The following is a 12190-nucleotide window of genomic DNA, read 5'->3' as shown; positions in this document are numbered from 1 at the left end:
CAGGCCTAATCCGCCACCGCCGCCGCCCGGGCGAATGCGGACTGTTTTTCTTGCCTGTCGGGCAGTACCATAAGCGCCAGTAAGCTAATCAGGGTGAATAAATGAAACGTGCAGTAGTGGTTTTCAGCGGCGGACAGGATTCCACAACCTGTCTGATTCAGGCACTGGCGCAGTACGATGAAGTGCATTGCGTGACCTTCGATTATGGTCAGCGCCACCGTCAGGAGATTGAGGTAGCGCGCACGCTCTCTGCCCGGCTTGGCGCGCGCGCCCATAAGGTGCTGGACGTGACGCTGTTAAATGAGCTGGCGATCAGCAGCCTGACGCGCGACAACATTCCGGTGCCGGAGTATGACGCCAATGCCACCGGGCTGCCCAGCACCTTTGTGCCGGGGCGCAATATCCTGTTTCTGACGCTGGCTTCTATCTACGCTTATCAGGTAGAAGCGGAAGCGGTGATTACCGGCGTGTGCGAAACAGATTTCTCAGGCTATCCGGACTGCCGCGATGAGTTCGTTAAGGCGTTAAACCACGCGGTAGAGCTTGGCATGGCCAAAGCGGTGCGTTTTGAAACGCCGCTGATGTGGCTGAACAAAGCGGAAACCTGGGCACTGGCCGACTACTGGCAGCAGCTGCCGCTGGTGCGCCAACAGACACTGACCTGCTATAACGGTATTCAGGGCGACGGTTGCGGCGAATGCGCCGCCTGCCACCTGCGCGCTAAGGGGCTGAAAAACTATCAGGACGATATGGCGGGCGTCATGCAGAGCATGAAGCAAAAAACTGGCCTGCGCTAAGCCTGGCGACTAACGACGCAGCCGGGACCTTCCCGGCTGTTTTTACTCTTTCCCGTGCGACGCCGCCCGAAGCGGCCAGCCTGGCGCGGCTGAACGGGATCAATCCAGCAGGGTTTCCATGCGCGCGCGTAGATCGCCTTCCAGAGGCAGCGCTTTTTGCGTCCGCAGGTCGATGCAGACAAAGGTTAATGTCGCATCGGCGACCGCCGTGCCCTCACCTTCCAGCAGCACCTCCTGTTGAATAATGCCGCTTTTGCCGTTTAGCTGCTGCAGCCGGCTTCGCACCGCCAGCACGTCCCCCAGTAGCGCCGGCCTGCGGTAATTGATATTGATGTTCACCACGACAAAAGCCAGCTTGTTTTCCATTAGCCAGTGAAAGGCGCCTGCCTGCTCCAGCCATTCCCAGCGCGCTTCCTCAAGAAACTCAAGGTAGCGCGCATTATTAACGTGTTGATAAACATCAAGATGATATCCACGAACTTTTATCAGAGTCTGCATAGCGCCGGTGCCTTATTGTTGTAAGAGATCACACCATCTGGTATGACCTCTTAGAGATTAGCAGCCGTTCAGGACGGCTGAAACGACAGCCGCCAGCGCTGGGAACAGGATCACAATTTAAGCCGCGGCAGGTTGCGTTCTACCAGCGCGCTGCCGATACCCGGCACCTCTTTTAGCTGTTCCAGTTCGGTGAAAGCGCCGAACTGGTCGCGATAGCTGACTATCGCCTCCGCTTTTTTGATACCGATGCCGTTCATCGCCGCCGCCAGCTCCTGCGCCGAGGCGCTATTAATGCTGACCGCGCCATCGCTGGCCGCCGGACTGGCGGCGCTGGTGGTAGCCTCGCCGGTTTGTGCCGCCTGAACGGGCAGCGACCAGCAGGATGCGCCCAGAGATAATGATAAGCAGAGCGCCGAAAGATAGTGTTTATTCATGCTGATTTCTCCTTGTGTGTAACAGCAGGAGCAACAGTAAAGGCGGGCGTTGAGCAGTACAAAAGGCAAAGTGCAGATGTGGAAAAGGCCGCGAAAGCGGCCTTTTTGTTTGCAGCGGGTTACGCTGTTTTTGCGAGGCTTACTGCAGTTGCACCGCAGCGCCATATTTGATTTTCGCTTCTTTGCGCAGGTTGCTCAGCAGCGCATCGAAAGCGATCTGCGCATTGTTCTGCGCTACGCCCTGCGCCATCGCTTTTTTCTGCGCATCCGGCAGGTTGCCGGCTTTGACCTCATCCAGCGCCAGCAGCACCACGTTGCCCTGCATATCTTCGCTGGTGCCGTAAACCGGCTTGCCCGCCTGCGGCTGCGGCAGCGCAAACACGGCCTGCACGCTGGCATCCTGGTCGTTGCGGGTCAGCGTTTTCGCTTCGCCGAACGTCAGACCGGCCGCCTTCAGCGCATCCTGGTTGCCCGCTTTCAGCCCGGCAAGGATTTTCTCCGCCTGCGCTTTGGCTTCCTGCGAGGCTTTGTTGTGCTTCAGCGTGTCAGCGATCTGGGCTTTCACCTCGTCGAGGGTCTTGATCGTTTCCGGCTTATGCTCGGCGATGCGCAGAATAAAAGCGCGGTCACCATCGACGGTGATCATGTCAGAGTTGCTGCCCGGCGTACCGTTCGCGCCCAGCAGATTGCCGCTAAAGATCGCCTCTTCCACCGGCTTGAAGTTCAGCGCTTCCGGCATGTTGTCGCGGCTGAACCAGTTGGTTTCTACCGCTTTCACGCCTGCCGCCTGCTCGGCGCTGGCCAACGATTCGTTATCGTTGCTGGCCGCGTCGCTGACTTTCTGCTGCAGCTTGTAGTAAGCGTCGAGCGCTTTTTCCTGTTTGACTTTGTCTGCGATGGCGTCATGCACGGCGGCCAGTGGCTTAACCTGCTCCGGCTGGATATCGTCAAGACGCACAATCAGGAAGCCGACGGAAGATTTTACCACACCCGACAGCTGGCCTTTGCTGGTCAGGTTAGCCTCTTTCAGCTCGTCCGGCGTGGTAGCCGGCTCCAGCCAGCCCATATCGCCGCCCTTGCGCGCGGAGATCGGGTCGATGGATTTGGCTTTCGCCAGCGCGGCGAAATCACCGCCCTGCTTCAGCTGATCCAGCACCGCCTGCGCGTCCGTTTCGCTTTTCAGCTGGATGACGCTGTAGCGATTGCGCTGCGGCTGCACATAATCCGCCTTATGCTGCTCGTACCAACTCTGGATATCCGCTTCGCTGGCCGGCTGCTGCATGCTGGCGGCATCCAGCTTCAGGTAGCTGACGCGGAACTGCTCCGGTGCCAGGAAGCTGTTTTTATGCTGGGCATAGTAATTTTTGATTTCGTCGTCGCTGACTGACTGTTTTGCCGCCAGCGCGTCGACGCTCAACACCGCCTGACGCACCACACGCTGCTGAGACACCAGCGCCGCCAGCGCATCGGTTTCCCCGCTCAGGGTAAAATCGGTGCCGGCGATAGCGGAGATCAGCTGCTGGGTGGTGAGCTGCTTACGCAGCGCTTCTGCGTACTGATCGGCGGAAAAGCCCATGCTGTTGATGATGCCAAGGTATTTGGCATTATCGAATTTACCGTTGGTCTGGAAAGCAGGCTGAGTGAAAATCGCCTGTTTGATCTGCTCGTCGCTGATAGCCAGCTTCAGATCTTTCGCGTACTGGTCGAGCAGCGTTTCATCCACCAGCTGCGAGAGCGCCTGTTGACGCATCTGCTGCATGTAGCCTTCATTCCCCGCCAGCTGAGAGAACTGTTCGCCCAGCATCTGCTGCTGGCGGCTGCGTTCGTTGTTAAAGGCGCGATCGAGCTGGGCGCGGCTGATCTCCTGGCCGTTCACTTTCGCCGCGTAGTCGCCGCTGCCGCCGATCAGATAGTTGCCGACCCCGGTCAGCACAAATGACAGGATAATCAGTCCCAGAATAATCTTGAGCACGACATGGTTCGACGCCGCGCGTAAATTGTCCATCATGGTATGACAACACTCCGCTGTAGTGTGAATGTAAACCTCACGCTAGCGCCCCATCCCTGCAGGCGTGCGCGTTGCTGCTTTTCAGGCCGACATTATCGGCCATGCTCTGACATTCGCTGCTGGCGTTTGTCACGCATCCGGATAAAAAAAGGCACATCAATTGCCTGATGTGCCCGTATGTTACATGAGAACGCATTGTCAGTCCTCACTCCACCGAAGAAAATGCTGCAATGGAGCCTGACCGTAAATCAGTTCACCGCGTCTTTTAGCGCTTTACCGGCACGGAAGCCCGGTACTTTACTTGCCGGAATGGTAATTTCTTTACCCGTCTGCGGGTTACGGCCGGTGCGCTCAGAGCGCTCGCGTACCGAGAAGGTGCCAAAGCCAACCAGCGCTATTTCCTCGCCTGATTTCAGAGAATCAGAAACAGAACCAATAAAAGCATCTAAAACACGTCCAGCTGCCGCTTTAGAAATATCAGCGTCTGCGGCAATCTTGTCGATCAATTGTGACTTATTCACTCTATTCATCCCCTCTTTTATTATTCACTATCGCGGCGAGCGTCCCGCCAGCCGCGAACGCGCAGCCAGTTATATCAAGGTTGTTGAGCCGAAACAACGGGAATTCTCTGGGTCGCTGCTTCAACAGCCCTCTAAATTAGCGGCACAAAAAAAAGCTGGCAAGTCAGATTTGACTCGCCAGCTGCGCTTTTTAATCGATTTTGTCGTGCGTCACTATTTCGCGGTAGCGACCTGCATGCCGTACGGCGCGTTTTGCAGCGCCAGCGCCAGCACATCTTCGATACGCTTAACCGGATGCACGTCGAGATCCGCCAGCACGTTCTCCGGAATCTCTTCCAGATCGCGCTTGTTCTCATCCGGAATCACGACGGTTTTGATGCCGCCGCGATGGGCCGCCAGCAGTTTTTCCTTCAGTCCGCCAATAGGCAGCACCTGGCCGCGCAGCGTGATCTCGCCGGTCATGGCGACCTCGGCGCGCACCGGGTTACCGGTCAGACAGGAGACCAGCGCGGTACACATGGCGATACCGGCGCTTGGGCCATCTTTCGGCGTCGCCCCTTCCGGCACGTGAACGTGGATATCGCGTTTCTCATAGAAATCGCCGTTGATACCGAGTTTCTCCGCACGCGCGCGCACCACGGTGAGTGCCGCCTGGATCGACTCCTGCATCACCTCACCCAGCGAGCCGGTATAAGTCAGCTTACCTTTGCCCGGTACGCAGGCGGTTTCGATGGTCAGCAGATCGCCGCCGACTTCGGTCCACGCCAGGCCGGTCACCTGACCGACGCGGTTTTCGCTGTCGGCGCGGCCGTAGTCGAAACGCTGCACGCCGAGGAAATCTTTCAGGTTATCGCCGTTGATATCGATACGCTTCAGATCTTTATTCAGCAGCAGGGTTTTCACCGCCTTGCGGCACAGCTTCGACAGCTCGCGTTCAAGGCTACGCACGCCCGCTTCACGGGTGTAGTAACGGATGATGCCGACAATCGCGCTGTCATCCACGCCAATTTCGCTCTGCTTCAGGGCGTTGCGCTCGATCTGTTTCGGCAGCAGATGCTGTTTCGCGATGTTCAGTTTTTCATCTTCGGTATAGCCGGAAAGACGGATCACTTCCATACGGTCCAGCAGCGGCGCCGGGATATTCATTGAGTTCGAAGTGGCGACGAACATCACATCGGAGAGATCGTAATCCACTTCCAGATAGTGATCGTTGAACGCGACGTTCTGCTCGGGATCAAGCACTTCCAGCAGCGCGGAAGCGGGATCGCCGCGCATGTCGGATGACATCTTATCGATCTCATCCAGCAGGAACAGCGGGTTTTTTACCCCAACTTTCGCCATTTTCTGGATCAGCTTGCCCGGCATGGAGCCGATATAGGTACGACGGTGGCCGCGGATTTCCGCTTCGTCGCGTACGCCGCCCAGCGCCATACGCACATATTTGCGTCCGGTAGCTTTAGCAATCGACTGACCCAGCGAGGTTTTACCCACCCCGGCGGCCCTACCAGGCAGAGGATCGGCCCTTTAATTTTGTTGACGCGACTCTGTACCGCCAGATATTCCAGAATACGATCCTTCACGCGCTCCAGGCCATAATGGTCGCGGTCCAGCGTTTCCTGCGCTTTGCGTAGGTCTTTTTTCACCTTGCTGCGCTCGTTCCACGGCACCTGAACCATCCATTCGATGTAGCCGCGCACCACCGTCGCTTCCGCTGACATTGGCGACATCATTTTCAGCTTCTGCAGCTCGGCTTCCGCTTTTTCGCGCGCCTCTTTCGGCATTTTGGACGCTTCAATTTTGCGCTTCAGCGCTTCATATTCGTCCGGCGCGTCGTCCATTTCGCCCAGCTCTTTCTGAATCGCCTTCATCTGCTCATTCAGATAGTATTCGCGCTGGCTTTTTTCCATCTGTTTTTTAACGCGATTGCGGATGCGTTTCTCAACCTGCAGCAGGTCGATCTCCGACTCCATCATCGCCATCAGATATTCCAGACGCTCGTTGACGTCGGACATCTCCAGCACGGACTGCTTATCCGCCAGCTTAAGCGGCATATGCGCAGCCACGGTATCAGCGAGGCGCGCGGCGTCATCAATGCTGTTGAGCGAGGTCAGCACCTCGGGAGGAATTTTTTTGTTGAGCTTGATGTAGCCTTCGAACTGATTGATGGCCGTACGCACCAGCACTTCCTGCTCGCGCTCTTCAATCTCCGGCGACACCAGATATTCCGCCTGCGCGGAAAAATGCTCGCCGTTGTCGGCAAGCTGGGTAATGCGTGCGCGCTGCAGCCCTTCCACCAGCACTTTTACCGTGCCGTCCGGCAGCTTCAGCATCTGCAAAATAGAGGAAACGGTCCCTACAGAGAAGAGATCGTTAATGCCAGGTTCATCCGTTGAAGCCTCTTTCTGTGCGACCAGCATGATCTTTTTATCATGATCCATTGCGGCTTCGAGGCACCGAATCGATTTTTCCCGACCAACAAACAACGGAATTACCATGTGCGGATAAACCACTACGTCGCGCAACGGCAACACAGGGATTTCAATGCGTTCAGAACGCTCAGGATTCATAGAGCTCTCTCTTAGTTTAAAGTCCGCCAGGTGATGGGTACCGCATAGTGCAGGCTATGTGCCAGGGAACCCACAGGTATTTGAGTATATGGGGATGTTTGCCAGACATTCAATGTCAGTAGCGTGAGAAAAACAAAAGGGGGACAAATTCCCCCTTTTATTGACTAACTTGCTGGTTGCGTTGACGAATTATTCGCCAGACGCCTGCTGCGCTTCGTGCTTGCCGTAGATCAGCATCGGTTTTGTCTGACCTTCGATCACCGACTCGTCGATCACCACTTTTTCCACGTCGTCCATGGAAGGCAGATCGTACATGGTGTCCAGCAGCGCCGCTTCAACGATAGAACGCAGGCCGCGCGCGCCGGTTTTACGCGACATCGCTTTCTGGGCAATCGCCGTCAGCGCTTCGTCACGGAACTCCAGCTCCACGCCTTCCAGGTTAAACAGCGCCTGATACTGCTTGGTCAGGGCGTTTTTCGGTTCACGCAGGATCTGAATCAGGGCCTCTTCACTCAGTTCGCTGAGCGTGGCCACCACCGGCAGACGACCAATGAACTCAGGAATCAGACCAAATTTGATCAGATCTTCTGGCTCAACCTGCTCCAGCAGCTCGCCTTCGGTCGCCTTCTGCGATTTCCCTTTTACCGTTGCGCCGAAACCAATGCCGGAGCCGGTTTCCACACGCTGAGAAATCACTTTATCCAGGCCGGCGAAAGCGCCGCCGCAGATAAACAGAATTTTCGAGGTATCAACCTGCAAAAACTCCTGCTGCGGGTGCTTGCGTCCGCCCTGCGGCGGTACGGCCGCGACGGTGCCTTCGATCAGTTTCAGCAGGGCCTGCTGCACGCCTTCGCCGGAAACATCGCGCGTAATCGACGGGTTGTCCGACTTACGGGAGATTTTGTCGATCTCATCGATATAGACGATGCCGCGCTGCGCTTTCTGCACATCGTAGTCACATTTCTGCAGCAGTTTCTGGATAATATTCTCGACGTCTTCACCCACGTAGCCCGCTTCGGTCAATGTCGTCGCGTCGGCCATGGTGAAGGGGACATCCAGCAGGCGCGCCAGCGTCTCTGCCAGCAGCGTCTTACCGCTACCGGTCGGGCCGATCAGCAGAATATTACTTTTGCCCAGTTCGATACCGTTGCTGGTATCGCCGTTGCGCAGACGTTTGTAGTGATTGTAGACCGCCACCGCCAGCACTTTTTTCGCCCGCTCCTGACCGATAACATAATCGTCCAGGTGGTGGCGGATCTCGTGCGGGGTCGGCAACGCGCTGCGTTCACGATGCGGCGCAACTTCTTTGATCTCTTCGCGAATGATGTCGTTGCATAAATCAACGCACTCGTCGCAGATATACACTGACGGCCCGGCAATCAGCTTGCGCACTTCATGCTGGCTTTTACCGCAAAAAGAGCAGTACAGCAGCTTTCCTGAACCGTCTTTGCGCTTATCTGTCATCAGCTAACCTCTTCTTTTATCTTCGTCCGCACTCTATGCGGCGATGGCAGCCAGACTGACTGCCCTCATTCGTGCCACTCTTCACCCGTTATCCGCTCTAACTATAGCGCATGCTACGGGTTGGAGTCTTATTGGCGATGCGTAAGTATGGAATCGACTAAGCCATACTCTACCGCCTCACTCGCCGAGAGGAAACGATCTCGCTCGGTGTCACGCTCAATTTCTTCAAGCGATTTGCCGGTATGTTCCGCCATCAGCTCATTCATGCGCTGTTTCACCTTCAGGATTTCACGCGCGTGAATTTCAATATCGGTCGCCTGGCCCTGATAACCCCCAGCGGCTGGTGGATCATCACGCGGGAATTCGGCAGGCAGTAACGCTTGCCCTTGGTTCCCGCCGTCAGCAGGAAAGCGCCCATTGAACAGGCCTGTCCCATACAGATAGTGCTGACGTCCGGCTTGATGAATTTCATCGTGTCATAAATCGACATCCCGGCGGTGATCACCCCACCCGGGGAGTTGATATACAGGTAGATATCTTTCTCAGGGTTTTCCGCTTCCAGAAACAGCATCTGGGCGACGATCAGGTTCGCCATATGATCTTCAACCTGACCGGTAAGGAAAATGACGCGCTCTTTTAACAGGCGGGAATAAATGTCGTAAGAACGCTCGCCGCGCGAGGTTTGTTCGACCACCATGGGCACCAGCGCCATCTGAGGTGCGGAAAATTCACGTTCGCCATTGTATGACATTACCGTCTCCTGGATAAATTTCATTGGCAACACTCTGTACCGATTCTACGCAAGTGAGAACATGAAAACCATGCTTCACGCTGCCACTCTCCGACGCTATCCGGACGGTCAATCAGCCAGCCTTACATTCTTCAAGATACTCGAAAAGCTATCTGGGGGCGTGCCCCCGCTGTTTCAAGCATAACAACGTTTTCTTCAATCGCTAACCAGGAATAACATCATAGCGAATAACCTGGCGCTTAATTAGCCAAACAGGCGCACAAAAGGACATTTCTGAAAACGATAAATAAAAAGCCCGCTCCTTACGGCAGCGGGCTTTCAGCAGATAAAGCGTGAAAAATCAGGCCATAGAGGTCTGGTTCATCAGATCCTGGAATTTTGTGGCTTTCTCAGTCACTTTCGCTTTTTCCAGCACAGCTTCAACCGCCTGCTCTTCCAGAGCGACGTTGCGCATGTTGTTCATCAGCTCGTTGTTTTTGCTGTAGAACTCGATCACTTCCTGCGGATCTTCGTACGCGGAAGCCATCTCTTCGATCAGCGTTTTCACGCGATCTTCGTCCGCTTTCAGGTCGTTGGTGCGGATCACTTCGCCCAGCAGCAGACCGACGACAACACGGCGTTTCGCCTGCTCTTCAAACAGCTCGCGCGGCAGTTCCAGCGCCTGCTGCTCGTTGCCACCGAAACGCTGTGCAGCCTGACGACGCAGTACGTCGATTTCGCTGTCGATCAGCGCAGAAGGCACGTCGATCTCGTTCGCTTTCACCAGGCCGTCGATCGCCTGCGTTTTAACACGGTTACGCACCGCGCCTTTCAGCTCGCGCTCCATGTTTTTACGCACTTCAGCGCGCAGGCCGGCAACGGAGCCATCTTCTACGCCGAAACGCTTGATGAACTCTTCGTTCAGCTCCGGCAGTTCGCGCTCTTCAACTTTCTTCAGCACGATAGCGAACTTCGCGTCTTTACCTTTCAGGTTTTCCGCGTGGTAGTCTTCCGGGAATTTCACGTCGATGGTGAACTCTTCGCCCGCTTTGTGGCCGACAACGCCCTCTTCAAAGCCCGGGATCATGCGGCCCTGGCCCATTGCCAGCACGAAATCAGAGGCTTTGCCGCCTTCAAACTCTTCGCCGTCTACGGAGCCGGAGAAATCGAGGGTGACGCGATCTTCAGCAGCCGCTTCGCCTTCTTTCTCTTTCCAGGTCGCCTGCTGCTTGCGCAGCGTATCCAGCATCACGTCTACGTCTTCGTCAGTGACTTCAACGATCGGTTTTTCAACTTCGATCGCGTCCAGACCTTTCAGTTCAACTTCCGGATAGACTTCGAACTCAACGGAGTAAGTGAAGTCTTCACCCTGCTTGTACTCGCCCGGCACATAGTTCGGCGCGCCGGCCGGGTTGATTTTCTCTTTGATGATGGCGTCAACGAAGTTGCGCTGCATCAGATCGCCCAGCACGTCCTGGCGCACGGAGGCACCGTAACGCTGAGCAACAACGCTCATCGGCACTTTACCCTTACGGAAACCGTCGATACGGACTTTCTTCGCTACATCGACCAGCTCTTTTTTCACAGCGTTCTCGATGCTGTCAGCAGCGACAGTAATCGTTACGCGACGGCCCAGGCCCTGAGTGGTTTCTACTGAAACTTGCATCTTGTTACCTCAAAAAATCACGAGCTCGGTCAACTTCAGACAGCGCGCGCTGCATTAGCCCGCGCCACCCAACAACCGGGACGGCCTCTGATGAAGAACCATTCCCTGCTACCAGAAGCGTCCCGAAGCAATTCCGGAAAAATAGACGCAGCATTATAGCGGCATCATTTTACCGCGTCGAGAACGCAAACCGGGCACCGGCTCGCAGTTTGGCGGAAAATAAGCGAAAAATGGCGAAGCGCAGCCGCAAATAAGCACAAATTTCAGACAAAAGAAAACGGCCCGCAGGCCGTTTCGTTAAAAGCGTAAAACGGGGATCAGGCCAGCATGCCGGCGCCGCGGCAGTTCGGCGAGGCCAGCACAGTATCCTGTAAGCCTTCCCACTCCTTCAGGGTGTAGGTGTGTAGCGCCAGCGCGTGAACGCTGCCCGCCAGCTCCTCGCTCAGCGTGCTGTAGATGGCACGGTGACGCATCAGAAAACGCTGGTTGGCAAAGCTGTCGCTGACGATCACCACTTTGAAGTGGCTCTCCGATCCCGCAGGCACATTATGACGATAACTCTCATCATGAACTTCCAGGTGAACCGGTTGAAAGGCCGTTCTTAACTTTTCTTCTATTTGTTCGCGAATCATGACTTCCACTCCTCTACGGCAGAGAGCTACGCCCCATCCCTTTAAATATTAGTCGGTTTTCACCCGTTTCCCTGTATAGGGCGAAAAAAACTGTCCCGCTTGTTCTTTTGTCAACGATGCCGGCGCAACAGGCTCAACGGCGTCTGCCTGCGCATGACGCTGAAAAAACAAGCAGGATGATGAATTTACGCGCCGTCAGGGCTTTTTTCACAGAGAGGCGATGATATGATGGCCGCTGTTTTGTCAGCAACATCATTCAGACCTATGAGAAAATAAGCATGCTAAAAAAACTTCTTTTTCCCCTGCTGGCTGCCTTTATTCTGGCTGGCTGCGCGAACAACAGCAATACGCTTGACGTACAGCCAGCGATTCAGCTGCCTCAGCAGGATCCGGGCCTGATGGGCGTGACGGTCAGCATCAACGGCGCCGATCAGCGCGCGGATCAGGCGCTGGCGAAGGTCAACCGCGATAACCAGCTGGTGACCCTGACGCCAAGCCGCGACCTGCGCTTCCTGCTGCAGGAAGTGCTGGAGAAACAGATGACCGCGCGCGGTTATATGGTCGGCCCGAACGGCGCGGTCGATCTGCAGATCGTGGTTAACAACCTCTATGCCGACGTGACTCAGGGCAACCTGCGTTACAGCATCACCACTAAAGCGGATATCTCTATCATCGCCAGCGCGAAAAACGGCAATAAGCAGGTAAAGAACTACCGCCAGACCTACAGCATCGAAGGGGCGTTCAACGCCACCAACGACAAGATCACCAAAGCGGTCAACGCTACGCTGAGCGACGTTATCAGCGATATGGCGCAGGACACCAGCGTCAGTACCTTTATCAAGCAGAACGCGCGTTAACCATCCCAACGGCCCG

The 12190-nt window shown here is 55.7% G+C and carries 9 protein-coding genes and 2 pseudogenes; 2 read left to right on the top strand and 9 right to left on the bottom strand.

The window, feature by feature from the left end; translation table 11 throughout:
• Positions 1-101: 101 nt before the first annotated feature.
• Positions 102-797: a 7-cyano-7-deazaguanine synthase QueC gene (gene queC / locus C2E15_RS05920; protein ID WP_104956548.1), complete on the top strand. Its 696-nt coding sequence runs from the start codon at positions 102-104 to the stop codon at positions 795-797.
• A 99-nt stretch (positions 798-896) separates the two neighbouring features.
• Here queC and C2E15_RS05915 read toward each other — a convergent pair whose 3' ends face one another.
• The 9 genes and pseudogenes from C2E15_RS05915 to bolA form a co-directional block, all read right to left on the bottom strand.
• Positions 897-1295, bottom strand: a complete 399-nt coding sequence (locus C2E15_RS05915) for a YbgC/FadM family acyl-CoA thioesterase (RefSeq protein ID WP_104956547.1) — start codon at positions 1293-1295, stop codon at positions 897-899.
• A 110-nt stretch (positions 1296-1405) separates the two neighbouring features.
• On the bottom strand, positions 1406-1729 hold the full coding sequence (locus tag C2E15_RS05910; protein ID WP_104956546.1) for a ComEA family DNA-binding protein: 324 nt from the start codon (positions 1727-1729) through the stop codon (positions 1406-1408).
• 139 nt (positions 1730-1868) lie between these two features.
• A complete protein-coding gene (gene ppiD, locus C2E15_RS05905; protein WP_104956545.1) occupies positions 1869-3737 on the bottom strand; it encodes a peptidylprolyl isomerase in 1869 nt (622 codons plus the stop codon).
• A 248-nt stretch (positions 3738-3985) separates the two neighbouring features.
• Entirely contained in the window at positions 3986-4258 is a 273-nt protein-coding gene (gene hupB / locus C2E15_RS05900) for a nucleoid-associated protein HU-beta (RefSeq protein ID WP_104956544.1), read from the bottom strand.
• A gap of 213 nt (positions 4259-4471) precedes the next feature.
• A pseudogene (gene lon / locus C2E15_RS05895) lies at positions 4472-6825 on the bottom strand (endopeptidase La).
• A 189-nt stretch (positions 6826-7014) separates the two neighbouring features.
• Positions 7015-8289: an ATP-dependent protease ATP-binding subunit ClpX gene (gene clpX, locus C2E15_RS05890; RefSeq protein ID WP_104956543.1), complete on the bottom strand. Its 1275-nt coding sequence runs from the start codon at positions 8287-8289 to the stop codon at positions 7015-7017.
• A gap of 128 nt (positions 8290-8417) precedes the next feature.
• Positions 8418-9040, bottom strand: a pseudogene (gene clpP, locus C2E15_RS05885) (ATP-dependent Clp endopeptidase proteolytic subunit ClpP).
• A gap of 340 nt (positions 9041-9380) precedes the next feature.
• On the bottom strand, positions 9381-10685 hold the full coding sequence (gene tig / locus C2E15_RS05880) for a trigger factor (RefSeq protein WP_104956542.1): 1305 nt from the start codon (positions 10683-10685) through the stop codon (positions 9381-9383).
• Between the two features lie 317 nt (positions 10686-11002).
• Entirely contained in the window at positions 11003-11317 is a 315-nt protein-coding gene (gene bolA, locus C2E15_RS05875; RefSeq protein ID WP_104956541.1) for a transcriptional regulator BolA, read from the bottom strand.
• A 278-nt stretch (positions 11318-11595) separates the two neighbouring features.
• On the opposite strand from bolA, the gene C2E15_RS05870 reads away from it, so the two are divergent.
• Positions 11596-12174 (top strand): lipoprotein, encoded by a 579-nt coding sequence (locus C2E15_RS05870; RefSeq protein WP_104956540.1) that lies wholly within the window; start codon positions 11596-11598, stop codon positions 12172-12174.
• Positions 12175-12190 lie beyond the last annotated feature (16 nt).

This window comes from Mixta gaviniae (assembly GCF_002953195.1).
Taxonomy (GTDB): domain Bacteria; phylum Pseudomonadota; class Gammaproteobacteria; order Enterobacterales; family Enterobacteriaceae; genus Mixta; species Mixta gaviniae.
This window is presented reverse-complemented; position numbering and strand designations above follow the sequence as displayed.